Below are 24,399 nucleotides of genomic sequence, written 5' to 3'. Positions count from 1 at the left end.
TATTACAGTGCATTTATCTTAACCATCAAATAAACACCTGTAAACAATTAGTTAACTGGAAAATATTTTTAATCAATGCACAAATGCACCGAAATGGTGGAGATCAGTAATATTGGATAAAATAACAAGCACTGTCTGTATATACAGTTAACTTTTACTAGAGATTCATATCATGAAATCACCTTTTTAACTATGATAGCCGAACAAATGTATCTAAAGCGTTATGCTAAAAGTACTATTAAAGCGTACTTATACTGGATAGCTTCGTTTATTTGATTTAATTCTATGAGGCACCCAACAACGATGGGAAATAATGAGGTCGAACTTTTTTTAGCTTTTTTAAACTCGTTTAGTCAACCAACAAAATGTTGCTCATAACCTCAAACACAAGCCTTAAATGCGTTGAGCTTTTTATTTAAAGAAGTGATTAAAAAGCCACTCTCATTAGGTTTTATTAAGAGCAAATGAGCAACTAATTTCACAATAAAATGCCAACGCCGTTATCAGTCCTTTTCAAGATTATAAACTCCCCGATTTAAAACAAAAAAGCACGCCCCAAAAGCCATGCTTTTTTAAATTCAACCTCAAATTTACTTTACAAACGAATACCGCCGTCTATTTCAACCACACGGCCGGTAAAAAAGTCGTTTTCGATTATGTATTGTGCAGTATGGGCAATTTCGTCGCTTTCGCCTAAACGCCCTACTGGCGTTACTGCGAGCATACGTTGTTTGGCTTCGGGCTTCATGGCGTCGGTCATGGCGGTGCTTATAACACCTGGCGCAATAGCGCCTACGCGTATACCAAATCGACCAAGTTCTTTAGCCCATGTGGTGGTAAGTGCCACTACGCCTGCTTTTGATGCCGCGTAGTTTGTTTGGCCTATGTTACCTGCACGCGCTACGCTCGACATATTGACTATAACGCCGCCTTTGCCTGATTCAATCATGTGGCTTGCAGCTTCCCGCCCTGCTAAAAACACACCGGTCAGGTTTACATCAATAACTGATTGAAATTGCTCAAGAGACATTTTTTTAACGACCTTGCCATCTTTAGCCTTTATAAACATGCCGTCGCGTAAAATACCGGCGTTGTTTATAAGCACACCAATGTGGCCAAAATCGCTGTTAATGGTATTAAATACGCTTTCTACTTCGCTCTCATTTGTTACGTTTGCGGCATAACCTTTAATATTGCTGGTTACACCTTCAAGCTGAGTTAATTGCTCGCATGCTGTGTTTACTAAATCTTGCGCCATATCTATTAAAGCAATGTTAGCACCCATAAGTGCAAACTTTTGCGCCATTGCAAAGCCTAAACCTTGTGCGCCACCGGTTATTACTACCGTGTTATTTTTAATTTCCACGCGTTGCTCCTACTTTGAAAACAGTTTAAAAATGGCACTAAAGTCATCACTACCCGCACCTTGGTGCTGTAGCATAGTGTATAAATTTTTAGCCATTGAACCCATAGGGGTTGATGAATTACTTTGCTGCGCGGCTTCCATGGCAAGGCCTAAATCTTTAGCCATTAAATCGACCATAAAGCCAGGTTTGTAATCGTTACTTGCTGGGGCTGTATCCATTACACCTGGGCAAGGGTTGTAAAGTTCAAGCGTCCAGTTACGGCCCGAACTTGCGGTCATTATGTCGCTAAGTACTTTAGGATCGAGGCCGTTATTAATACCCATTTGCAGTGCTTCGCTGGTGCCTGCCATTAAAATGCTAAGTAGCATGTTATTACATATTTTTGCTACTTGCCCTGCGCCAATATCGCCTGCATGGAATATGTTTTTACCCATATCACTCAGCACTGTATTTGCTTTATCAAACGCTGCTTTTTCGCCGCCTACAATAAAAGTAAGTGTGCCTGCGGTTGCGCCTGCAACACCGCCCGATACTGGTGCATCTACAAAGCTTATGCCTTGTTTGCCAAGTGCACTGCCTACAGTGCGTGCTGATTCTGCATCTATTGTTGAGCAATCAATTACTAATGTATTTTTGCTCAGCACGTTAATTAAACCGCTGTCGTCGTTATTTCCTAAATACAACGATTTAACATGCTTGCCTGCAGGTAACATACTAATAAGTACGTCAGCATTGGTTGCGCACTGCTTTGCATCAACTGCTGCTTTTGCGCCTTTGCTTGCAAGTTCATTTACGACCGACTGGTTTAAATCGAACACACTCACAGTATGTCCAGCTTTAATTAAGTTAGCCGCCATTGGGCCGCCCATATTGCCTAAGCCGATAAAACCGATATTGAGTTTAGTCATCGTCTTTCCTTTATTTGTGTATTGGCGTGTCTAAGCCATCGAGTGGGTGGTTTTTGCCAAAGCGATTAGCAAAAAAGCTGTCTATTATTGTTTGTGGGACATCACTAAGTGTTTTGTACTGCCAATTAGGCGCGCCGTCTTTATCTATTAATAACGCCCTTACACCTTCTTGAAACTCACCTACTTCGCCAGCACGAACCGACATACCCAGCTCCATTTTAAAACACGTTAATAAGCTTTTGCCTTTACTTGTTTTTAATTGCTCACTAACGAGTGCGCAGCTTAGTGGGCAGCCGTGTTTAAGTGATTTTTGAGCGCGTTGTAGCCATTTATCGTCAGTAGCTAACCCTAAAATATAATCAACTTGCTCCTGCAAGGTTGTAAATTCACCCAGCTTTTGAATTGTTTTTAAATTAGCTTTTATATTGCCTTTTGGCATACGCGCAGATTGGTTGTCTAAATCGGTTAATAACTTAGTTAAACGCTCATGATTTAAGCTTGCGGTTTTGCCCCATTTAGCTGCTAAAATTTGCGCAAGCATGGAATCATATTTAGTGCTGTCGATAAAGTGATCGGCAAGCGATACAAAACGCGCGTCGTCGCAGTTAATTGATGCCGTCGTTAACCCTAAAAATAGCCCCACACTTTGTGGCATTTTATGTAAAAAGTAACTGCCGCCTACATCAGGGTATAAACCTATGGTTTGCTCTGGCATGGCAATGCGTGATGTTTCGGTTACGACGCGGTGGCTAGCACCGGCCATTAACCCTAAACCGCCGCCCATTACTATGCCGTTACCCCAAACGAGGATAGGTTTATCAAAGGTATGAATAAGGTAATCAAGCTTGTACTCTAGCGTAAAAAACTCTTCAACTAAGCTTGTTGGTTTACCTTGCGCCATTGCATGATGAAGGCTTACAACATCGCCGCCTGCACAAAATGCTTTATCGCCTGCGCCTTTTAACAACACCATTGCAATAGCATCATCGTCTTGCCAAGCTCGCAATTGCGGTTCAAGTAATTTGATCATCTCAAAATTAAGTGCATTTAAGGCTTTTGGCGCGTTGAGTGTAATAAGCCCAATTAAACTGCCATTTTCTGCGGTTGCGGTTTCAAATACCACGGGCTCATCGGCGCTATTTAATAATGTTAAAACACTCATTAGCCATTTACCCAGTTAGCGCGGCGTTTTTCTAAAAAGGCATTTACGCCCTCTTGTTGATCTTCGGTATCAAATAAACCAACAAATAACTCACGCTCAAGAGGCAATACACTTGCCATTGATTGATGGCGCCCTTTTTGAATCAATGTTTTACATGCTGCAACTGAGGTGGGGCTTTGATCGGCCACTTGGTTGGCAAGTTTTAGTGCTGCCGCAAAGCTTTCACCTTTTGGTACTACTTCTTCCACTAAGCCGATTTGCAAGGCTTTATCAGCTTTTAAGCGCTCGCCGCATAAAATCATCCGTTTTGCCCAGCCTTCGCCTACAAGCCATGCTAAATTTTGTGTGCCACCCGCACAGGGTAATAAGCCAACTTTAGCTTCAGGCAATGCCATTTGTGCTTGCTCTTCCGCAATACGTATATCGCACGCAAGCGCAACTTCTAGCCCGCCGCCCATTGCATAGCCATTAATGGCTGCAACCGACACACCTCTAAAATTAGTAAGCGCTTCAAATGCTTCACCAAATACACGCGACATATCAGCGGCTACGCCTTTATCGCCACCAGCAAATACGTTTAGGTCGGCACCAGCGCTAAAAAACTTCTCGCCTTCACCAGTCAGTACTAAGGCGTAAATATTTTTGTTATTATTAAGCGCGTTAACGGTATTTTTTAAATCAACTAGGGTGTCTTTTGTCCAGGTATTAGCTGGCGGATTAGACATAGTTAAAATAGCAACATGACCTTCGGTTGTAAGTTCAATACTCGGATTAGATTTAGATTCTGACATACATTGCTCCTTATAAAACGTCGCTTGCTGACTCAGCCAAAATACGGCGCGCTATAATCACACGCATAATTTCGTTAGTGCCTTCTAAAATTTGATGAACGCGTACATCACGTACATGGCGCTCAAGCGGGTATTCTTTTATGTAACCGTAACCACCATGAATTTGCAGTGCGTCGTTACACACAGTAAAGCCAACATCGGTAGCAAAACGTTTAGCCATGGCGCAGTAAGTTGTTTTTTCAACGTCGTTATTATCAAGTTTAAATGCAGCAAGCCTAACCATTTGGCGCGCAGCTACAAGCTCGGTGTTCATATCGGCAATTTTAAATTGCAATGCTTGAAACGCAGCCAATGGCTTACCAAATTGTGTACGTTCTTTTAAATATTCACGGGCGGTATTAAGTGCTGCCTGCGCTGTACCAATTGAACATGTGGCAATGTTAATTCGACCGCCATCAAGGCCTTGCATCGCAAATTTAAAGCCTTCGCCCTCTGCGCCTAACAAGTTATGCGCAGGGATGCGCACATCTTCAAAGCTAATTAGGCGTGTAGGTTGTGCGTTCCAACCCATTTTCTCTTCAGCTTTGCCGTATTCAACGCCTTTTGCGTCGGCCGGGACTACAAATGCCGAAATACCCGCAGCGCCTTCGCCGCCTGTACGTGCCATTACCACTAATACTTCGGTTTCGCCCGCGCCCGATATAAACATTTTTGAGCCGTTAATAACGTACTCATCACCCTCAAGCACGGCTTTTGTTTTAAGTGATGCGGCGTCTGAGCCCGAGCCTGGCTCTGTTAAACAGTAAGACGCAAGTAGCTCGCCCATTACTAATTGCTCTACGTATTTGTCTTTTACGGCATCGGTACCAAAACTTGCTACCATCCAGGTAGCCATATTATGAATAGTTAACATGGCCGTTGTTGCGGTACAGCCCATAGCAAGCTGTTCAAAAATAATGCTCGAATCTAAACGAGATAAACCAAGGCCGCCTGCTTCCTCTGGCGTGTATAAACCACAAAAACCAAGCTCGCCCGCTGCTTTAATCGTGTCTTTTGGAAAAATATGCTCGCGGTCCCATTTTGCTGCATGGGGCGCAAGTTCTGACTCGGCAAATTGGCGTGCTGTTTGAGCAAAGGCTTGTTGATCTTCAGATAAGTTAAAGTCCATGTTAGACCTCTTTAATTGTGTTAGTTGTGTTGTTAGTGTTTCCCGTCACAGGGATAGTTTGTGACGAGCGGCGAAGGCTTATGTGTGTGTTGTGTGTGAAGTAGCCTTCGCGCCCATCTTTTTTATTAATTATTCTTTTATTTACTCATTTTTTAATTACGATTATTTTAAGTTAATGCTCATGTTTGGACCCGACGCAATGTCGTCTTCAAACCAACGTGAGGTAATCGTTTTAGTTTCTGTGTAAAAGCGAATACCTTGTTTACCGTACGTGTGAGTATCGCCGTAAAACGAGCCTTTCCAACCAGTGAACGAAAAGAACGGAAGTGGCACCGGAATTGGCACATTAATACCTACTTGGCCTACTTCAATTTCGTGTTGGAATTTACGAGCCACTGCGCCGCTTGAGGTAAATAACGAGGTGCCGTTACCGTAAGGGCTATCGTTAATAAGGGCGATTGCTTCATCAAGCGTGTTTACAAACATACACGCGAGTACTGGACCGAATATTTCTTCTTTGTATAAATCCATCTCTTTGGTTACATCGGTAAATAACGTTGGGCCAACCCAGTTACCTTGCTCATACCCTTCAACCGTAAAGTCAGAGCCATCAATTAAACAGGTAGCGCCTTGCTCTTTACCACCAGCAATGAGTGATAAAATACGTGCCTTTGCTGCTTTTGATGTTTGTGGACCGTATGCCGCGTTTGCATCATCCCACACGCCTGGGCGTACATTTTCAAAGCCTGCTTTAATTTCATCTACCCACTCACTTGCTTGACCTACAAATACAGCAACCGAAATACCCATACAACGCTGGCCAGCAGCACCGACTGATGCACCTACTAGGTTATTTACAACGTGCGATTTACTTGCATCAGGCATAATAACCATGTGGTTTTTAGCACCAACACACGCTTGTACGCGTTTTAGGTTTTGCGTGCCTTTAGAATAAATATAAGCACCTACACCACACGAGCCAACAAACGAAATAGCACGCACTGCTTTATCTTCTAGTAAGCGGTCTACTTGTGGTTTTGTACCGTGAACAACTTGTAATACGCCTTTTGGTGCGCCGGCTTCAATAAATAGCTCTGCTAAGCGCATTGGTGTAAGTGGATCTTGCTCAGACGGTTTTAAAATAAAGGTGTTACCACACACAATAGCCAGCGGGAACATCCAAAGGGGGATCATTGCAGGGAAGTTAAACGGGGTAACGCCCGCACATACGCCAAGTGGCTGCATGTAAGAATACGTATCGATTTTACGCGCTACGTTTTCCATTGTTTCACCCATCATTAATGATGGTGCGTTTGCTGCTTGTTCTACTACTTCAATACCGCGCCAAACATCGCCTTTTGCATCTTCAAATGTTTTACCCAATTCGTGGCAAATAATGGTAGCAAGCTCATCATGATGTTCTTTTAATAGCGCTGCGTACTTCATCATAATGCGAGCACGTTCTGTAATGGGTACGTCTTTCCATGTTTTAAACGTCTCAGAAGCTGAGGCAATTGCCGCGTCCATTTCTGATTTTGTGGTACATGGCACTTGTGCAAGTACTTCTTGAGTTGCTGGGTTTATAACATCGATAAGCTCTTTTGATGCTGATTGAATAAATTCGCCATTAATAAGTAGTGGTACTTGGTGCATGATTAAATCCTAGTGTGTGAGTTGTGTGTTCTCTTTTAAAATTGGTAGCGCCGCTTTGTTAGCATTATTAGTGCAGCGCTTTTGTAGTTATTCGTACAGCTTTCTTATAACTATTTAATACCTAGTTAATACGCTTCTACGGCCATAGCAACCGCTTCACCGCCACCAATACATAAAGACGCAATGCCTTTTTTAAGACCTCGGTTTTTAAGGGCATGAATCAGCGTTACTAAAATACGCGCGCCGCTTGCACCAATTGGGTGGCCAAGTGCACATGCACCGCCGTTAACGTTTACTTTGCTTTCATCAAGTTTTAACTCATTAATAGCCAGCATGGTTACCATGGCAAATGCTTCGTTAATTTCCCAAAGGTCAACATCGTTTACAGCCCAACCTGCTTTTTCAAGCACGCTGTTCATAGCCCCTACTGGCGCTACTGTAAATTCACTTGGTTTTTGAGAATGCGTGCTGTGCGCCACAATTTTACAAAGCGGTGTTAAGCCCTGCTCTTTTGCTTTTGATTCGCTCATTAATATAAGCGCTGCGCCACCGTCTGAAATTGACGATGAATTAGCCGCTGTAATAGTGCCGTCTTTTTTAAAAGCTGCACGTAAGGTAGGAATTTTTTCTGGGCGGGCGTTACCTGGTTGCTCATCAATCGATACTGTTACATCGCCTTTGCGTGTTTGCATCGTGTTCGGTGCAACTTCGTTATCAAAGCTACCATTTTGTATTGCTGCTTTTGCTTTACTTAATGAGCCTAATGCAAACGCATCCATTTGCTCGCGGCCAATGCCGTATTCGTCGGCGGTGTCTTGTGCAAAACAACCCATAGCTTTGTTGTCGTAAGCATCTTCAAGGCCATCGCTCATCATGTGATCTTTTATTTCGCCATGTCCCATGCGCATACCGCCACGCGCTTTTGGTATGAAGTACGGTGCGTTTGTCATGCTCTCCATGCCACCGGCAATAGCAGATTGAATAGAGCCGGCTTTAATTAAATCGTTTGCAAGCATGGCCGCTTTTAAACCAGAGCCACATACTTTGTTAATTGTCGTAGCGCCAGTGCTAAGTGCAAGGCCTGCTTTTAACATTGCTTGGCGTGCGGGTGCTTGTCCAAGGCCTGCTGGTAATACACAGCCCATAATTACTTCGTCTATTGCATCATTAGCTAAACCAGTTTGTGCAAGTGCACTTGCAATGGCGGTTGCGCCAAGCTCGGTAGACTGCGCATCACTTAACGCTCCCATAAAACCACCCATTGGGGTGCGTTTTGCTGCTACAATTACCACTGATTCTAAAGTCATAACTAACTCCATTGTATTTATATGCAAATAGTTGTTAGTATATTTGCTCTATTAATTTAGTATTCATTTATTATTTAATACCCTCACACAATACTAACGTTTACGCCAACGTCAACTAAAAACAGCTTAATTTTTAGTTTTATAAGTGTAAGGATTATTTTCCATCGGTTAGACTACACTGATGAAATAAAAATAACCCATTGAATATTAACAACATAAATCAACGCCTCGCTTAAACATCCCTTTATAAATAGTTTCAAAACAAACCAAGCTTTACCTTTACGTAAACTTCACTTATATTGGGGTTATTCGAATGAGGTAAATACAATTATGAAACCAGATAATCAAACAAACTTTGCAAGCTCAGCCAAAATGCCGGCCAGTAATGAACAAACATTTAGCATTAGCGAACTCGCTAAAGAATTTGACATTACAACCCGCTCTATTCGCTTTTACGAAGACCAAGGGTTAATAACTCCAGAGCGTAATGGTCAAACCCGTATTTATTCAAAACGCGATAAAGTGCGTTTAAAACTAATATTACGTGGTAAGCGCCTTGGCTTTACATTAGCTGAAACCGGACGTTTGTTTGAACTGTACGACGCAGATAAATCAAGCGCTAAGCAGTTGGTTACTATGCTTGACCTTATTTCAGAAAAAAAAGCAGATCTATCTCAACAAATGGACGACATTAAAGTTGTTCTTATGGAGTTGGTGACGGCCGAGCGCCGCTGCAGAGACACGCTTAATAAAATAGACGAGTAAGTTTATTTTTAAAATAAAAACACACTGACAACACACACGTCACACAGGAATGAATCATGAGCACTATTTCACTATATAAAGAAATGAACTTTGGCCTTGGCGAAACCGCCGATATGATCCGCGACCACGTAAACAGTTTTGCGAGTCAGGAGATTGCCCCGCTTGCTGAAAAAACGGACTTAGATAACGCTTTTCCAAATCAACTTTGGACTCAAATGGGCGAAATGGGCGTACTAGGTATGACCGTATCTGAAGAACTTGGCGGCGCCGGTTTAGGTTACTTAGAACATGTTATTGCTATGGAAGAAATTAGCCGTGCCAGTGCCTCTATAGGGTTGAGCTATGGAGCACATTCAAACCTGTGCGTTAATCAAATTAACCGTAACGGCACACAAGCTCAAAAAGAAAAATACTTACCTAAGCTTATTAGTGGCGAGCACATTGGTGCCCTTGCAATGAGTGAGCCTAATGCGGGCTCTGACGTTGTATCGATGAAACTCAAAGCCGAAAAAAAAGGTGATAAGTACATTTTAAATGGTAATAAAATGTGGATCACCAATGGCCCAGACGCACACACACTCGTTATTTACGCTAAAACAGATTTAAACGCTGGCGCTAAAGGCATTACCGCATTTATTGTTGAAAGTGACTTTCCTGGTTTTTCAACAGCACAAAAGCTCGACAAACTGGGTATGCGCGGCTCAAATACCTGTGAGCTAGTATTTGAAAACTGCGAAGTACCCCAGGAAAACATTTTAGGTAACTTAAACGAAGGCGTTAAAGTTCTTATGAGTGGCCTTGATTACGAACGCGTAGTACTTGCAGCGGGCCCGCTTGGCATAATGCAAGCGTGTATGGACATAGTGGTACCGTACATTCATGAGCGTAAACAGTTTGATACCCCGATTGGTCAATTTCAGTTAATTCAGGGCAAAGTAGCCGACATGTATACACAAATGAATGCTGCCCGCTCATACGTATATACAGTAGCTAAAGCGTGTGACCGTGGTGAAACGACCCGTAAAGATGCAGCCGGAGCAATTTTATACGCAGCAGAGCTTGCAACTAAAATGGCGCTAGATGCAATTCAAATTTTAGGTGGCAATGGCTATATAAACGAATACGCAACGGGTCGTCTTCTTCGTGACGCTAAATTATATGAAATTGGTGCAGGTACATCAGAAATACGCCGCATGCTTATTGGCCGCGAACTTTTCACAGAAAGCCGTTAAGGATTAAACCATGACTATTTTAAAATCGAGCGTTAATCCTCACGATCCAACGTTTGTGCAAAACCATAAAAATATGTCAGCGCTGGTGGATGATTTACGCAGTAAAGTAGCCACAATTTGCCAAGGTGGAGGCGCTGCATTAAAGGAGCGCCACGAAGGCCGTGGTAAATTATTTGTACGCGACCGCATAAATACATTAATTGACGAAGGCTCACCGTTTTTAGAAATTTCACAGTTTGCTGCCTTTGGTGTGTACGAACAAGCAATACCTTGTGCAGGCGTTGTAGCCGGTATTGGCCGTGTTAAAGGCGTTGAATGCATGATTATTGCAAACGATGCCACGGTTAAAGGCGGTACATATTTTCCGCTTACCGTTAAAAAGCATTTACGCGCACAAGATATCGCCGAGCGTTGCCACTTACCGTGTATTTATTTGGTGGATTCGGGCGGTGCAAATCTGCCAGAGCAAGATGATGTATTTCCAGATAAGTTGCATTTTGGTCGTATTTTTTATAACCAAGCCCGTATGTCGGGCAAAGGCATTCCACAAATTGCCGTGGTAATGGGATTATGTACCGCAGGTGGTGCGTACGTACCTGCAATGGCCGATGAAAGCATTATTGTAAAAGATCAAGGCACTATATTTTTAGCAGGTCCGCCCCTTGTAAAAGCAGCAACAGGCGAAGAAGTAACCGCCGAAGAGTTAGGCGGCGCCGATGTGCACTGTAAAATTTCGGGTGTTGCCGATCACTACGCTGAAAACGATGCTCATGCGCTGTCTATTGCGCGCCAATGTATTGAGCGTATTAATTACACACGCCCTACTGCCCCTCTTCTAGATGATGTAAAACCACCCCGTTACGATATAAACGAGCTTTACGGCATTGTAGGCACCGACCTTAAAAAGCCGTTTGATGTACGCGAAGTAATAGCGCGCACAGTGGACGACTCATCATTTGATGAATTTAAACGTTACTTTGGTGAAACGCTGGTCACCGGCTTTGCCAGTATTTATGGCAATCCGGTTGGCATAGTAGCTAATAACGGTATTTTATTTAGTGAGTCGGCGCAAAAAGGCGCGCACTTTATTCAGCTGTGTGCTCAGCGCAGTATTCCTTTAGTGTTTTTACAAAATATTACCGGCTTTATGGTGGGTAAAAAATACGAAGCCGAAGGCATTGCAAAGCACGGCGCTAAAATGGTGATGGCGGTTTCGTGTGCTGATGTGCCTAAATTCACTGTACTTATTGGCGGCTCTTACGGCGCAGGTAACTACGGAATGTGTGGCCGCGCATTTGAACCAACCATGATGTGGATGTGGCCTAATGCCCGTATTTCGGTAATGGGCGGCGAACAAGCTGCTGGTGTAATGGCGCAAGTTAAACAAGATGGTTTAGCACGTAAAGGCCAAAACATGAGCGAGCAAGAAATCAGTGATTTTAAAAAGCCAATTATTGATCAATACGAAGAGCAAGGTCACCCGTATTACGCAAGTGCACGCTTGTGGGATGACGGCATTATAGACCCTGCCGACACGCGTAATGTATTAGGGCTTGCGTTAACGTCTGCGAATAACGCACCAAAACGTGATTCGAAATTTGGCGTATTTAGAATGTAACCGGAGCGCAAAATGTCAGTAACACTACAAATAACAAAATCTAATGTGGCTGTACTTGTGTTAAGCCGCCCAGAAAAAAGAAATGCATTTAACAGTGAAGTAATACACGAACTTATTCAGTGTATTGAACATGCAAATACGCTTGATATTCGTGCTTTGGTTTTAAAAACAGAAGGTAAACACTTTTCAGCCGGTGCTGATTTAGCTTGGATGAAATCGATGGCGGATAACAACTACGCCGATAACCTAGCTGATTCAATGCAATTAGCTAAATTAATGCAGGTATTGGCAAGCTCCCCGCACCCTACAATTTGCGCTGTGCAAGGTGCTGCTTTTGGTGGTGCTCTGGGCTTAATAGCTTGTTGCGACATAGCCCTTAGTAAAGACGATGCTCAATTTTGTTTAAGCGAAGTAAAGCTAGGTCTTATTCCGGCGGTTATTAGTCCATACGTTATTAAAGCTATTGGTGAGCGCGCTGCTCGCAGGTACTTTTTAACGGCTGAAGTGTTTGATGCACATACTGCTAAGCAACTTGGTTTAATTCATCAAGTAACCGGTAATTTAGACTGTGCGCTCGATAATATGCTGCAAACACTGATTGATAACGGACCTGTTGCAGTAAAAGCCGCAAAAGCATTAATTAACGATGTAGCAAATAAAGAAATTACCGATGAACTCATTGAGCTTACCGCAGAACGTATTGCAAAAATTCGCGTATCTGAAGAAGGTCAAGAAGGGCTAAGTGCTTTTTTTGATAAACGCCCACCCGCTTGGCAACTGTAGGATTGATTATGAAGACACAACGATTACAAAAAATACTGATTGCCAATCGTGGAGAAATTGCGTGCCGAGTAATACGCACCGCAAAACAAATGGGCTTAACCACGGTCGCAGTTTATTCTGATGCAGACAAACATGCCCAGCACGTAAAAATGGCTGACGAGGCTTACCATATTGGTGCTGCGCCAAGTAAAGATTCGTATTTAGTAGCAGACAAAATTTTACAAGTTGCCAAAGACTGCGGCTCTGATTGTATTCACCCAGGCTATGGTTTTTTATCTGAGAACAGCGAATTTGCTAAAGCCTGCGAAGCTAATAACATTGCTTTTATAGGGCCACCAGCAAGCAGTATTGAAGCAATGGGGTCTAAAACCCGCGCTAAAGAAATAATGGCAGCTGCTAATGTACCGTTAGTACCTGGTTATTACGGTGATAAACAAGACCCTGCTTTTTTACAAAGTGAAGCTGAAAAAATTGGCTACCCTGTACTAATTAAAGCCGCCTTTGGTGGCGGTGGTAAAGGCATGCGCGTTGTACAAAAAGCAAAAGACTTTATGAGCGCACTACAAGGTGCGCAACGTGAAGCGATTGCCGGTTTTGGTAACGATTTAGTATTACTTGAGCGCTACGTTAACCAGCCTCGCCATGTTGAAGTGCAAGTATTTGCAGATAACTACGGTAACTGTGTTTATTTAGGCGATCGTGATTGTTCTTTGCAACGTCGTCATCAAAAAGTAATTGAAGAAGCCCCTGCTCCGGGTTTATCTGACGAACTACGCAAAGAAATGGGCGAAGCGGCTGTACGTTGTGCACTGGCTATAAATTATAGAGGCGCAGGTACGGTTGAGTTTTTACTGTGTGGCGATGAATTTTTCTTTATGGAAATGAATACGCGCCTTCAAGTAGAACACCCTGTGACCGAAATGGTAACGGGTGTAGATTTAGTCAATTGGCAAATTAATATTGCGGGTGGGCAAACATTGCCACTGACACAAAGTGATATTCAATTGCAGGGTCATAGCTTTGAAGCACGTGTATACGCAGAAGATCCAGCCAACGACTTTATTCCGTGCTCGGGCACTATTGAAGCACTACACACACCGCTTAACAGTGAATTTGTACGCATTGATACAGGCATTGCACAAGGCGACGAAATCAGCCCGTTTTACGATCCAATGATTGCAAAACTTATTGTGCACGACGACAATCGCGAACAAGCACTGAGCCGTTTACAACAAGCCCTTGAGCAATTTCATTTAGCGGGTTTTAGCACTAACATTGGCTTTTTACATAATTTAGCAAGCCACCCTACCTTTAAACAAGGTGCGCCAAGCACACACTTTATTGCTGAGCAAGGTGATTCGTTAGTTGCGGTTAATGAATCGTTATTACAAGCAAATCAGCTTATTGGTGCTTTTGCATATTTAGAATCGCTAACTAACACCCAAAATGCGCAATACAGTGCAAGCCCGTGGCAACAACTGAGTGGTTTTACACTCAATGCACCACAAGTAATTAAAATCCCTTTTGCCGATTTGCAGCTAAGCGCTATAAGAACGACAGCGGGCTATAGTATTACGCATAACGAGCATGTATTTAAACTACAAGGCACATTAAATAATAATCTGTGCAGTGTATTTATTAACGGTGAAAAACATAGCGCGCACGTAACTACGGTAGGTAATAGTGTGACAGTTATGAATAAAGCACTGCAAACTAAGCTTGAACTAGTTGATAAACATTATATTAGTTCGCACGAAAGCGAAGCTTTGCCACTTGCCGCGCCGCTTAATGGCACAGTAGTTAAGCACTTAGTCGACATTGGTAGCACAATTACCAAAGGCGATGCGGTTGTTATTATCGAAGCCATGAAAATGGAATACACGCTAAACGCACCGCATGACGGCATTTTAAAAAGCTACTGTTTTGGTGAAGGCGAACTGGTAACGCACGGTGCCCTGCTTGCTATAGTAGAAGATACGACTGAGGAAGGTGCATAATGAGTGCCTTTCCAAGTAAAGTACGTATTGTTGAAGTTGGCGCGCGAGACGGCCTACAAAACGAAAAAACAGTAAGCACAGCCGATAAAGTAGCGCTTATTAACGCCCTAAGTGCTGCAGGTTTAAAAGATATTGAAGCGGGCGCGTTTGTCTCCCCTAAGTGGGTGCCACAAATGGCAGACTCAGCGGATGTAATATCAGCGCTAGATTTACCCAATGTAAATTTAAGCGCCCTTACACCTAACTTAAAAGGTGCACAAGCAGCGCACGCTGTTGGCATTAAAGAGTTTGCTATATTTACCGCTGCAAGTGAGTCGTTTTGTCAAAAAAATATCAACTGCTCAATTGAGCAAAGTATTGAACGTTTTAGTGAAGTAATGGCGTTTGCTAAAGCTAATAATATTCGTGTACGTGGTTATGTAAGCTGTGTGCTAGGTTGCCCTTATGAGGGTGAAATTAACCCGCAAGCAGTACTAAGTGTATCGCAAAAGCTATTAGATTTAGGCTGTTACGAAGTAAGCCTTGGCGATACCATAGGTGTTGGCACCGCAAAAAAAGTAACGCAATTAATCGAGTTACTTTTAACGCACATTGATAAAGCCAAGTTGGCCGTGCATTTTCATGATACATACGGCCAAGCGCTCACAAATATTTACGCAGCTTTAAGCCTAGGTATTGCAACGGTTGACGCGGCAGTTGCGGGCCTTGGTGGCTGTCCTTATGCAAAGGGGGCGTCAGGAAATGTTGCCACCGAAGATGTAGTTTACTTACTGCAAGGGCTTGGCATTGAACACTCAATTGATTTACAAAGGTTAAGTGAGGCTGGCTGGGAGATAACCAAAGCACTTGGTAAGCAACCTGTGAGCAAAGTATCTGTGGCACTGCACACAAAATAACCTGATCTCTGGATAATAAATCTATCTCGAGCAGCTATTTTCAGCACTAACTGCGTTGAATTTACTTGCAATAGGTCAACTATTGACGCGTAAATTCGCCTTGTTTTCACTGAAAATCTCTGGCTAGAGAAAATAAATTTAAATATCACCCTGATTCATATGTTAGTAAATCTATTAACCAGAGTTCAGGTTAAATAGCTATCTTATGAAATGATGATTAAAGATAGTTAACAACAAATAGCACACAATGAGGAGAGACTCATGGCCGGTTTTGATAAGGTAGTTTCTAGTTACGAAGCTGCAATGGAAGGGTTAAAAGACGGCGATACCATTATTGCCGGTGGTTTTGGTTTATGTGGTATTCCTGAGGGCTTAATTAAACAAATTAAGCACATGCAAACAAAAAACTTAACCGTAGTATCTAATAACTGTGGTGTTGATGACTTTGGTTTAGGTATTTTATTACAAGACAAACAAATTAAAAAAGTAGTTGCCTCGTACGTTGGCGAAAATGCCCTATTCGAGCAGCAGTTATTAAGTGGCGAAATTGATGTAGAGCTTACGCCTCAAGGTACACTAGCTGAAAAAATGCGTGCTGGTGGCGCGGGTATACCTGCGTTTTACACCGCAACCGGTTACGGTACTCCTGTGGCTGAGGGTAAAGATGTAAAAGAGTTTAATGGTCGCCCGTATATTTTAGAAGAATCTATAACGGGTGAATTTGCTATTGTTAAAGCGTGGAAAGCCGACCGCTTTGGTAATTTAGTGTTTAGACACACCGCCATGAACTTTAATCCAATGGCGGCAACAGCGGGCAAAATTACCGTTGCCGAAGTAGAAGAAATTGTAGAGCCGGGTGAGCTTGAACCAAGCCAAATTCATACCCCGGGTATTTTTGTAAATCGCGTTATTAAAGGCAGCTTTGAAAAACGCATTGAACGTGTAACAACACGAGATTAAGCAGGAGCAAAATTATGGCATTATCACGTGAACAAGTTGCAATGCGCGTTGCACAAGAACTTCAAGATGGTTACTACGTAAATTTGGGCATAGGAATTCCGACACTCGTCGCAAACTATGTACCAGATGATATTGAAGTTATGTTACAGTCCGAAAATGGCCTTTTAGGCATGGGCCCGTACCCGACTAAAGCAGAGCTAGACGCCGATATGATTAACGCGGGTAAAGAAACCGTGACAGCAGCCACTGGTGCAGCCATATTTAATAGTGCAGATAGTTTTGCCATGATACGGGGTGGTCATGTAGACTTAACCGTTCTGGGTGCATTTGAAGTTGACCAGAATGGCAACATCGCATCGTGGATGATCCCTAAAAAGCTGATTAAAGGCATGGGTGGCGCGATGGATTTAGTCGCTGGCGCGAAAAACATTATTGTTACTATGACCCATGCAAGTAAGCATGGTGACTCTAAACTATTAGAAGCCTGCTCTTTACCGCTTACTGGCGTTAATTGCGTTAAAAAAATAGTGACAGATTTAGCCGTATTAGAAGTTAAAGACGGCGCATTTCATCTATTAGAGCGTGCTCCGGGCGTATCTGTTGATGAAATCATTAGTAAAACAGCAGGTAAATTACTTGTTGACGGTGAAGTTCCAGAAATGGTTTTTTAGGCTTTAGCTTAAAATAACGCTTTACCCTGTACCGACCTCATTCCCAGTGCCAATGGCGCTGAGTTACCCAAAATCCCTCTCACGAGGGATTTTTTTTATCTTTTGTCATTATTTTTACCGTCATTCATACATCTGTAGTAAATTTTATCTATAATACAAATATAAATTAAATGTAAGCGCTTAGATTCTTTGCACTATTTTGTGGATAGCCTGCACCCTTTTTGTGAACTAGCGCTAAATTTATTTTTAACATACTGATATTTATGTATTAAATAGTTGGTTTAAATTTTGCCTAAGTAAGGCGTCTCAATAAATTAAATAATTCTGGAAAACATGCAAACTCCTATTCGTGGCCTTCGCTCTTTTTGCTTTGCCGCAAGAAGCCTAAGTTTTAAGCATGCAGCTAATGAGCTGTACTTAACGCCGTCTGCGGTAAGCCATCAAATAAAGCAACTTGAAGAACAACTTGGTATTGAGCTTTTTCAACGTAAAACGCGTTCAATTAGCTTAACCACAGCGGGTAAAAACTTTTTTGATGCTGTGTCTCCTATCATCACAATGTTAGAGGGCACCATTAACGAGTTTAGTCAGATGCAGCAAAATACAAATTTGACGATTACGCTGCCTGAATTTTTTGCCAGCGAACTACTCATGCCTAAATTAAGTGAGTGGACGTCAGAGCATCCTAATATAAACCTGCAAATGGACACGCTTAAAACACGCAAAGAATTAACGCGTCATAGCGATTTATCTATTGTATTGTCCTCTGGTAAACCTACTGAAGGATTAGCGACTGAGTTGTTTAACCTTGAATATATTCCTGCATGTAATAAAAAATTGCTCGATCAGTGGAGGGACGATCATCGTCAAGCCCTTAACCAAGTTCCGCTAATCTTGCACAAAGCTCGCCCTTGGGCTTGGCATCAGTGGGCCGAAAAAGCAGGGATTGATGATTTTTCTCCTTCGCAGATTATTCAAATAGATAGCATGTTTGGTGTAGCGCGTGCAGCGCAGCAAGGCATGGGCATTGCACTTATTCCACTGCCTATTAGCCAAAGCTGGCTAGATGAGCAATGGCTTTACAAATTATTCGAACAGCCTTTAACAACTAAAGATAAATACTATTTAGTGCAGCACGAATCAAGCACGCCTAATCACCCACTTGATTTATTTGCGAAGTGGGTTGTAAATACGTTTAGAAAAATTCAAGAATAATCCCCTATTAGACGAGTTGAGTAATACAACCTACTCTGTGTTGTATTACTGAACTCGTCTAAACCTCTCTGCAAATTTGAATGATATTTTTTAATTAAATACATAAACTTAGCACCATACATTAGACTAAAGTCTATAGTTTAATTTTTTTCACTCATTGGTTTTGTTTTTATCGTTTGTCGAAAATAAAGTTAAATATTAAAGTTGCTTTATCAGCTCAAAACAACTTAGTTAAATTGTTTCTTAAGAGCAATAAATGCAACCTTTAGAGTTCTAGTAACTCAAACGTAGCAGTGAAAAGAATCTTATATTGTGTGTGTAAGATGTTGTCAGTGTGAAAAAGCGGTTCAAGTTAGGTGGTGACTTGGCTTGAACTGTTTTTATTTTTGGCGCAAACCACATGGTATGCAATACAAAGCTACCAAAGCGTAGTAAACAGAATCTTTATATTGTGTGTGAAGATGTTGTCAGTGTGAAAAGCAGTTCAAGTTAGGTGGTGACTTGGCTTGAACTGTTTTTATTTTTGGCGCAAACCACATGATATGCAATACAAAGCTACCAACGTGTAGTAAACAGAATCTTTATATTGTGTGTGAAGATGTTGTCAGTGTGAAAAAGCGGTTCAAGTTAGGTGGTGACTTGGCTTGAACTGTTTTTATTTTTGGCACAAACCACATGATATGTAATACAAAGCTACCAAAGCGTAGTAAACAGAATCTTTATATTGTGTGTGAAGATGTTGTCAGTGTGAAAAGCGGTTCAAGTTAGGTGGTGACTTCGCTTGGACTGTTTTTATTATTAAGCACATACATAATATAGCTATATACAGATTAATACATTTTAAAAAGCCCCGTAAGTTATAACTTACGGGGCTTTTTTAGTTAATTTTTTATTTGATACTCTTTTTTTAATTTACTTATTTGCACTTTATGTGAAAGCAAAAATGTATCAAATTGCTTAACTACCTCAGGATAGTCAATCGACGATAATAAAAAGGCTTGTAAATCTGTCGGCAATTCGTTTTGAAAATAAACGGGTCGGGTTAATTTGAAATATTTAACAATATTATAGTTTAATACATCGTTAGATATGTAAATACACTCCACTCGCTCTTTTAAAAGCATCTCTATTAATTCCATTACGTTAGCTGTTTCAATTAGCTCAACGTTTTCGTTATTCATTAAAGGTTTAAAGCTTTGAGACGTAAACCCTCTCACCGTTGCAAAACTAACGCATTCATCAATAGTGATATTTTTATTTAAACTCGCAATACCCGTTTTAGTCACAACGGTTGGCTGCGAATAAATAATTTCATTTAAATCACCAAAGGAAGCTTTATAACTTGGTTTCCATTGTGGATTATCTGGGTATTTAAAATCAACATGATGGTGATCAATGAATTCTTTATAGAGACGATTAATTGGCAGCGTGTAAAACTCAAATTCAAAATCGTGCTGCTGGGCAAACAAGGTAAGTAACTTTTGACTGAAACCATAATAGTCGCGGTTATCAGCCCCACTACCATGTAGTATGGAAGGTATTCTATATTCTCTACGCCGATGACATAGTGCGTTGCCGACTTAGCATCGGTTATAAAAATTAATAAAGCTAAAGGCAAATACATTAACTGCGTTGTTATTTTTATAAATTGATTCATTTACAACCTAAGTAATATTATTGATGTGTAGCTCAACGCTTTAATTTTAACAAATTTGCAAAGAATATGATAAATCTATTTTATTTTATGCAAAAAAAGTCTGATTAAAATCAGGCTTTACAAAGTAAAAGGTTTAGCTTTTATCTCTTGGTACAAAATCGAGTACTGTTGCGTTTATACAGTAGCGGTCTGTGCCTCTAGGGCCTTCTCCTGGGAATAAATGACCAAGATGAATACCTGTACTTTTAGAACGTAGCTCAATACGTGTTATTCCCCAGCTGCTATCGTCATGCTGCGTTACACTACTTTTTACTGGGTGCTTAAACGACAACCAACCAGTACCGGAGTTAAACCTATCGCTTGTATCAAATAGTGGCTCGCCACTTAATTTATCAACAAAAGTACCGTCAGGTGTGTTTTTAAACTCTTTGTACTCTTTGCAGTAAGGTCTATCTGTTCGTGCATCAAATGCAACTTTATAAGCATCACTGTTACCTAATTTAAAAGCGCCTAATGCTTTATAAAACTCTTCAGGCGTTGCATAACCTTGACGACCATATACCTCAATACCATTTTCTAAAAACAAAATGGTTGGTGTTGCCCACGTGGCTGACTTAATAGTTAAATCATCAAGTTGGTCAGCATGGCGAAACGACATTGGTATTGTCCCTTTGTAATCATTTGCGACTGCTTTTTTAAACTTTTCACAGTATGGGCAGTATTCACGTGAATCTAAGACTACGATTTGTTTTCCTGATAATAAAGCCGTGTTATCTACTTTTTCTACAGGTGTTTTATTAAAAACAACACCGGTAGAGTGATCGGGACAATAGCCATTAGGGTTCTTTTCTAAATAATTTTGATGATACTCTTCTGCCGATACAAAACCTTGAAGCGGTTTAATAACCGTTTCAATTTTGCCATAGCTCGCATCAGTTAAAAGCTGCTGATATTGCGATTTAACTTGTTCAGCTACTTTAGCTTGCGCATCAGTAGTCGTTAATAAAATTGAGCGATATTGCGTACCAATGTCGTTACCTTGGCGATTTTTTTGCGTAGGGTCATGACTTTCAAAGTAGTTTTTTAAGAGATCTTCTGCTGAAATTATATTGCTGTTATACATAACTTGTACAACTTCAGCATAATTGTTCTCGTCAAAACGACGAGACTGATCAGTAATGTTTCTGTAGGTAGCTTTAAAGCCATTGCCGTCAGCGTACCCCGATTCAGCATCAATAACGCCATTAAGCGCTTCGTAGCGTTTTTCGGCTCCCCAAAAACAACCCGATCCAAGTACAATGGTTTCTACATGCATGGTGGCTTCTACATTACTGTGCTCAACCTTTTCCATAGATAAAGCAAAGCTGCCTGCGCTAAATATAATAGCAGCGCCTGATAAATATAATAAATGCTGGTGTTTCATAAAGTACCTCTTAAACAAGTGCGTGCTAACTAAGACCTCCTTATCCTAATTTTCATTTCAACCTAATTACTTATTTAGTACGAAGCGTATTAAGTTTTGGTCTTCAATAAGTTAAATACGATTAATTGAATATAAAACTATTCTTAAAGTAAGTTGGGCAATAAACATAACCACTTAGTCGCAATGGTGTAAATAAATTAATAAAACTGTGTTACGTTTAAATTATGTTGTACAAATAGGTTTATTTAATGAAGCCAGCTCCTCATATTTATGCATTAACAAACAGTAGTTTACTGTTTGATGCATCGCATTTAGACGCTACAGATAGACTCTCTATTCAAAAGAAAATTTGGGCTTTAGCTAGCCACTGTAAAAGCACTGATGAATTTAGCGATTTGGTGCCCGCCATGAACTCGCTCACTCTTTATTTAAAATCAGATAAACACTTAAAACAGTGGTTACAAGTGCTACCTTCGCTGTGGGATGAAATTAAAACGAGTACTTTTAAGGGGCAGCATCACTTAATCAAAACCACATACAAGGGTGAGGACATTAATTACGTGGCTCGCTATCATAATTTAAGTGCCGATGAAGTTATTAATATTCATAGTAAAACCAAGTACCACGTTTTATTTTTAGGCTTTCAGCCCGGTTTTGCTTACCTACATGGCTTAAATGAGCAATTACATACACCAAGACGTGATGAGCCACGCATTAAAGTTCCTAAAGGCTCTGTTGCGATAGGTGCTGCACAAACCGGCATTTACCCCGCAGATACCCCAGGTGGTTGGCATATAATAGGTCATACAGATACTGTTTTGTTTGATTCGACCTCTGAGCAACCTTGTTTAATTCAACCAGGCGATACGCTTGAATTTGTTCCGCTCGTTAATAAAGGAGCAAATCATGATTAAAGTACTTAAAAGTGGTGTATTACTTACAATTCAAGATTTTGGCCGTGAGGGCTACCGCCATTTAGGTGTAAGCAAAGCGGGTAGCTTAGACCCTATTGCACAAATCATTGCTAATAGATTACTTAACAATAACGACAATGATGCCGTTTTAGAAATAACTGTAGGTTTGTGCGAACTGGAATTTACCTGCGACACAGTAATTGCGCTTCATGGTGCAGATTTGCAAGCAACCCTTGATGGACATGCAATTTATCCTGGTTGGACATACGCAGTAAAAAACAAACAAATCCTAAGTTTTGCTACTGGTAGAGCGGGCTTAAGAGCTTATTTAGCAGTGAAAGGCGGTATACAAAATGCTGAGGTTATGGGTTCTAAATCTACAGATTTAAACGCATGTTTTGGTGGTTTTGAAGGTAGATCTCTCACCACTGGTGATGAAATACCTATTACTCCTTATTATGGAGAGTTTATAAAGGTAGGCGCAATCGCTCCCGCCCAGCGCAAGCTTATACGCCTGCATCCAAGTCCTCATGCTAATTTGTTAGGCGAGACTTTACTTAGCAACTTTGTGTCTACCGCTTTTAAAGTCAGCAATAATAGTAACCGAATGGGTGTAAGGCTTGAGCATAAAAATAATTTGGGCCATTCACACTCTTTGCCATCATTAGGGGTGAGCCCTGGGAGTATTCAATTACCACCAAGTGGAGAGCCGATTGTGTTACTAAATGATGGCCAAACTACAGGGGGCTACCCTCTGCTAGGGACTGTTATTGAAGCCGACTTACGTCAATTTGCACAGTTTAGACCTTTAGATACTGTTGAGTTTAAATATGTAACGTTTGAAGAAGCAGCAAAGGCGAAGCAGAAACTTGACGGACACCTGCATCAATTGAGCCTTGCACTTAAAAATAACCTATAAAAATATTCTAAAAATAAATAGGAAAACTATGTTCGACTTAAATTATTGGCCCTGATAATCGTTTAATACTGGTTGTTTTGTATTGTGTAGGTATATTTTTAATTGAAGGTCATGGCGCAAGCCCTGCTCCATTAGTTGCGCTCGGCATGTATAGCGGCAATTGCGGTACGTTAATGACGCCTATGACAGCAAATTAAATATTATTCCTACAGCTATTTTAGACTTAAAAGATAAGTACCATGTAATAAAGGTTCAAATTCAGACGGCAATTACCTTACTCGCCGTTAATATTATTTTAATGTATAGCTTGGTGTGTAATGACTAAATCAACTTCTTCTATGGCGTGTGTATTAATTACCGGCTTTGCGCCTTTTGATGGCGATGCTATCAATCCTTCTTGGCAAGCAGTGCAAAAACTTGATGAAACTATCATCATGAAACATAAAATATGTACACTAGAACTTGCCTGTGAGTTTAATACGTCTATTAGTCAGCTTATAAACGCCATTGAGTCGCACAATCCGGCGGTTGTTTTATGTATAGGTCAAGCTGGTGGGCGCAGCGAAATATCAATTGAGCGTATTGCAATAAACGTTGACGATGCACGCATTAAAGACAATGCAGGTAAGCAACCAGTCGATTCACCAATAGAAAAAAATGGCCCTGATGCCTATTTCACTAATTTACCCATAAAACGTATGTTACAAGCACTGCACAACAGTAACATCCCTGCTGCTATTTCAAATACGGCAGGCACCTATGTGTGTAATCACGTTATGTATGGTCTTATGCATTACATAAATGATCACTGCGCTGTAATGAAAGGTGGCTTTGTGCATATTCCTTATTTACCAAGCCAAGCTGTGCACTACAATGGCGCACCAAGCATGAGCGAAGAAACCGTTATTAATGCCCTGAGAGTTATGATTGCACAAGCTTTGAACAATAATAGCGACGTAAAAATAGCAGCAGGAACCACGCATTAACCACTTT

The 24,399-nt window shown here is 41.2% G+C and carries 21 protein-coding genes and 1 pseudogene; 13 read left to right on the top strand and 9 right to left on the bottom strand.

The window, feature by feature from the left end:
• Positions 1 to 595 precede the first annotated feature (595 nt).
• From RB214_RS08220 to RB214_RS08190, 7 genes are all read right to left on the bottom strand, one after another.
• A complete protein-coding gene (locus RB214_RS08220) occupies positions 596 to 1,366 on the bottom strand; it encodes an SDR family oxidoreductase (protein WP_165744342.1) in 771 nt (256 codons plus the stop codon).
• Positions 1,367 to 1,375: 9 nt separating this feature from the next.
• Entirely contained in the window at positions 1,376 to 2,275 is a 900-nt protein-coding gene (gene mmsB / locus RB214_RS08215; protein WP_002961865.1) for a 3-hydroxyisobutyrate dehydrogenase, read from the bottom strand.
• A gap of 10 nt (positions 2,276 to 2,285) precedes the next feature.
• Positions 2,286 to 3,437, bottom strand: a complete 1,152-nt coding sequence (locus tag RB214_RS08210) for an enoyl-CoA hydratase/isomerase family protein (protein WP_309168833.1) — start codon at positions 3,435 to 3,437, stop codon at positions 2,286 to 2,288.
• Positions 3,437 to 4,228: an enoyl-CoA hydratase gene (locus tag RB214_RS08205; RefSeq protein ID WP_165744340.1), complete on the bottom strand. Its 792-nt coding sequence runs from the start codon at positions 4,226 to 4,228 to the stop codon at positions 3,437 to 3,439. Before RB214_RS08205 ends, RB214_RS08210 begins: the two co-directional genes overlap by 1 nt.
• Before the next feature lie 10 nt (positions 4,229 to 4,238).
• Positions 4,239 to 5,396: an acyl-CoA dehydrogenase family protein gene (locus RB214_RS08200; protein WP_002961869.1), complete on the bottom strand. Its 1,158-nt coding sequence runs from the start codon at positions 5,394 to 5,396 to the stop codon at positions 4,239 to 4,241.
• Between the two features lie 162 nt (positions 5,397 to 5,558).
• Entirely contained in the window at positions 5,559 to 7,049 is a 1,491-nt protein-coding gene (locus RB214_RS08195; RefSeq protein WP_165744339.1) for a CoA-acylating methylmalonate-semialdehyde dehydrogenase, read from the bottom strand.
• A 125-nt stretch (positions 7,050 to 7,174) separates the two neighbouring features.
• Entirely contained in the window at positions 7,175 to 8,356 is a 1,182-nt protein-coding gene (locus RB214_RS08190; RefSeq protein ID WP_165744338.1) for an acetyl-CoA C-acyltransferase, read from the bottom strand.
• 330 nt (positions 8,357 to 8,686) lie between these two features.
• On the opposite strand from RB214_RS08190, the gene RB214_RS08185 reads away from it, so the two are divergent.
• The 9 genes from RB214_RS08185 to RB214_RS08145 all read left to right on the top strand — a co-directional run bounded on the left by RB214_RS08185 (position 8,687) and on the right by RB214_RS08145 (position 18,493).
• Positions 8,687 to 9,121, top strand: coding sequence for a MerR family DNA-binding transcriptional regulator (locus RB214_RS08185; RefSeq protein ID WP_008135264.1), 435 nt, complete (start codon positions 8,687 to 8,689; stop codon positions 9,119 to 9,121).
• Positions 9,122 to 9,177: 56 nt separating this feature from the next.
• Positions 9,178 to 10,353 carry an isovaleryl-CoA dehydrogenase gene (locus RB214_RS08180; protein ID WP_077537936.1) on the top strand — a complete coding sequence of 392 codons (1,176 nt, stop codon included), beginning with the start codon at positions 9,178 to 9,180 and terminating at the stop codon, positions 10,351 to 10,353.
• A gap of 10 nt (positions 10,354 to 10,363) precedes the next feature.
• Positions 10,364 to 11,971: a carboxyl transferase domain-containing protein gene (locus tag RB214_RS08175; RefSeq protein ID WP_165744336.1), complete on the top strand. Its 1,608-nt coding sequence runs from the start codon at positions 10,364 to 10,366 to the stop codon at positions 11,969 to 11,971.
• Positions 11,972 to 11,983: 12 nt separating this feature from the next.
• Positions 11,984 to 12,754: an enoyl-CoA hydratase/isomerase family protein gene (locus RB214_RS08170; protein WP_149602667.1), complete on the top strand. Its 771-nt coding sequence runs from the start codon at positions 11,984 to 11,986 to the stop codon at positions 12,752 to 12,754.
• Positions 12,755 to 12,762: 8 nt separating this feature from the next.
• On the top strand, positions 12,763 to 14,751 hold the full coding sequence (locus tag RB214_RS08165) for an acetyl/propionyl/methylcrotonyl-CoA carboxylase subunit alpha (RefSeq protein ID WP_309168829.1): 1,989 nt from the start codon (positions 12,763 to 12,765) through the stop codon (positions 14,749 to 14,751).
• A complete protein-coding gene (locus RB214_RS08160; protein WP_309168827.1) occupies positions 14,751 to 15,647 on the top strand; it encodes a hydroxymethylglutaryl-CoA lyase in 897 nt (298 codons plus the stop codon). The genes RB214_RS08165 and RB214_RS08160 overlap by 1 nt, the downstream gene beginning before the upstream one ends.
• A gap of 261 nt (positions 15,648 to 15,908) precedes the next feature.
• A complete protein-coding gene (locus RB214_RS08155) occupies positions 15,909 to 16,607 on the top strand; it encodes a CoA transferase subunit A (protein ID WP_008135270.1) in 699 nt (232 codons plus the stop codon).
• A 14-nt stretch (positions 16,608 to 16,621) separates the two neighbouring features.
• Positions 16,622 to 17,278 (top strand): CoA transferase subunit B, encoded by a 657-nt coding sequence (locus tag RB214_RS08150; protein WP_039489749.1) that lies wholly within the window; start codon positions 16,622 to 16,624, stop codon positions 17,276 to 17,278.
• Positions 17,279 to 17,611: 333 nt separating this feature from the next.
• Complete coding sequence (locus RB214_RS08145) at positions 17,612 to 18,493, top strand: LysR family transcriptional regulator (RefSeq protein ID WP_024590165.1); 882 nt, start codon at positions 17,612 to 17,614, stop codon at positions 18,491 to 18,493.
• An 881-nt stretch (positions 18,494 to 19,374) separates the two neighbouring features.
• On the opposite strand, the gene RB214_RS08140 is transcribed toward RB214_RS08145, so the two are convergent.
• The gene (locus RB214_RS08140; RefSeq protein WP_309168823.1) at positions 19,375 to 19,962 is read right to left on the bottom strand and encodes an amino acid ABC transporter substrate-binding protein; all 588 of its coding nucleotides are present in this window, start codon (positions 19,960 to 19,962) and stop codon (positions 19,375 to 19,377) included.
• A gap of 321 nt (positions 19,963 to 20,283) precedes the next feature.
• Positions 20,284 to 21,573 carry a peptide-methionine (S)-S-oxide reductase MsrA gene (gene msrA / locus RB214_RS08135; protein WP_309168822.1) on the bottom strand — a complete coding sequence of 430 codons (1,290 nt, stop codon included), beginning with the start codon at positions 21,571 to 21,573 and terminating at the stop codon, positions 20,284 to 20,286.
• Positions 21,574 to 21,821: 248 nt separating this feature from the next.
• Here msrA and pxpB point away from each other — a divergent pair, with 248 nt between their 5' ends.
• From pxpB to pcp, 4 genes and pseudogenes are all read left to right on the top strand, one after another.
• Entirely contained in the window at positions 21,822 to 22,487 is a 666-nt protein-coding gene (gene pxpB, locus RB214_RS08130; RefSeq protein ID WP_309168820.1) for a 5-oxoprolinase subunit PxpB, read from the top strand.
• On the top strand, positions 22,480 to 23,406 hold the full coding sequence (locus RB214_RS08125; RefSeq protein ID WP_197098677.1) for a biotin-dependent carboxyltransferase family protein: 927 nt from the start codon (positions 22,480 to 22,482) through the stop codon (positions 23,404 to 23,406). Before pxpB ends, RB214_RS08125 begins: the two co-directional genes overlap by 8 nt.
• Before the next feature lie 44 nt (positions 23,407 to 23,450).
• Positions 23,451 to 23,731 (top strand): annotated as a pseudogene (locus RB214_RS08120) (5-oxoproline transporter, DUF979 family subunit); the annotation flags it as partial.
• A complete protein-coding gene (pcp, locus tag RB214_RS08115) occupies positions 23,724 to 24,392 on the top strand; it encodes a pyroglutamyl-peptidase I (protein ID WP_309168818.1) in 669 nt (222 codons plus the stop codon). The pseudogene RB214_RS08120 and the gene pcp, both read left to right, overlap by 8 nt.
• Positions 24,393 to 24,399 lie beyond the last annotated feature (7 nt).

Origin of the sequence: Pseudoalteromonas sp. HL-AS1, assembly GCF_031198785.1 — a bacterium.
Classification (GTDB): Bacteria; Pseudomonadota; Gammaproteobacteria; order Enterobacterales; family Alteromonadaceae; genus Pseudoalteromonas; species Pseudoalteromonas distincta.
This window is presented reverse-complemented; position numbering and strand designations above follow the sequence as displayed.

What these genes read in the sequence shown, in the direction of transcription:
- mmsB (WP_002961865.1), bottom strand. Translation starts at nt 2,275, where the DNA reads ATGACTAAACTCAATATCGGTTTTATCGGCTTAGGCAATATGGGCGGC.
- RB214_RS08210 (WP_309168833.1), bottom strand. Translation starts at nt 3,437, where the DNA reads ATGAGTGTTTTAACATTATTAAATAGCGCCGATGAGCCCGTGGTATTT.
- RB214_RS08205 (WP_165744340.1), bottom strand. Translation starts at nt 4,228, where the DNA reads ATGTCAGAATCTAAATCTAATCCGAGTATTGAACTTACAACCGAAGGT.
- RB214_RS08200 (WP_002961869.1), bottom strand. Translation starts at nt 5,396, where the DNA reads ATGGACTTTAACTTATCTGAAGATCAACAAGCCTTTGCTCAAACAGCA.
- RB214_RS08195 (WP_165744339.1), bottom strand. Translation starts at nt 7,049, where the DNA reads ATGCACCAAGTACCACTACTTATTAATGGCGAATTTATTCAATCAGCA.
- RB214_RS08190 (WP_165744338.1), bottom strand. Translation starts at nt 8,356, where the DNA reads ATGACTTTAGAATCAGTGGTAATTGTAGCAGCAAAACGCACCCCAATG.
- RB214_RS08185 (WP_008135264.1), top strand. Translation starts at nt 8,687, where the DNA reads ATGAAACCAGATAATCAAACAAACTTTGCAAGCTCAGCCAAAATGCCG.
- RB214_RS08180 (WP_077537936.1), top strand. Translation starts at nt 9,178, where the DNA reads ATGAGCACTATTTCACTATATAAAGAAATGAACTTTGGCCTTGGCGAA.
- RB214_RS08175 (WP_165744336.1), top strand. Translation starts at nt 10,364, where the DNA reads ATGACTATTTTAAAATCGAGCGTTAATCCTCACGATCCAACGTTTGTG.
- RB214_RS08170 (WP_149602667.1), top strand. Translation starts at nt 11,984, where the DNA reads ATGTCAGTAACACTACAAATAACAAAATCTAATGTGGCTGTACTTGTG.
- RB214_RS08165 (WP_309168829.1), top strand. Translation starts at nt 12,763, where the DNA reads ATGAAGACACAACGATTACAAAAAATACTGATTGCCAATCGTGGAGAA.
- RB214_RS08160 (WP_309168827.1), top strand. Translation starts at nt 14,751, where the DNA reads ATGAGTGCCTTTCCAAGTAAAGTACGTATTGTTGAAGTTGGCGCGCGA.
- RB214_RS08155 (WP_008135270.1), top strand. Translation starts at nt 15,909, where the DNA reads ATGGCCGGTTTTGATAAGGTAGTTTCTAGTTACGAAGCTGCAATGGAA.
- RB214_RS08150 (WP_039489749.1), top strand. Translation starts at nt 16,622, where the DNA reads ATGGCATTATCACGTGAACAAGTTGCAATGCGCGTTGCACAAGAACTT.
- RB214_RS08145 (WP_024590165.1), top strand. Translation starts at nt 17,612, where the DNA reads ATGCAAACTCCTATTCGTGGCCTTCGCTCTTTTTGCTTTGCCGCAAGA.
- msrA (WP_309168822.1), bottom strand. Translation starts at nt 21,573, where the DNA reads ATGAAACACCAGCATTTATTATATTTATCAGGCGCTGCTATTATATTT.
- pxpB (WP_309168820.1), top strand. Translation starts at nt 21,822, where the DNA reads ATGAAGCCAGCTCCTCATATTTATGCATTAACAAACAGTAGTTTACTG.
- RB214_RS08125 (WP_197098677.1), top strand. Translation starts at nt 22,480, where the DNA reads ATGATTAAAGTACTTAAAAGTGGTGTATTACTTACAATTCAAGATTTT.
- pcp (WP_309168818.1), top strand. Translation starts at nt 23,724, where the DNA reads ATGACTAAATCAACTTCTTCTATGGCGTGTGTATTAATTACCGGCTTT.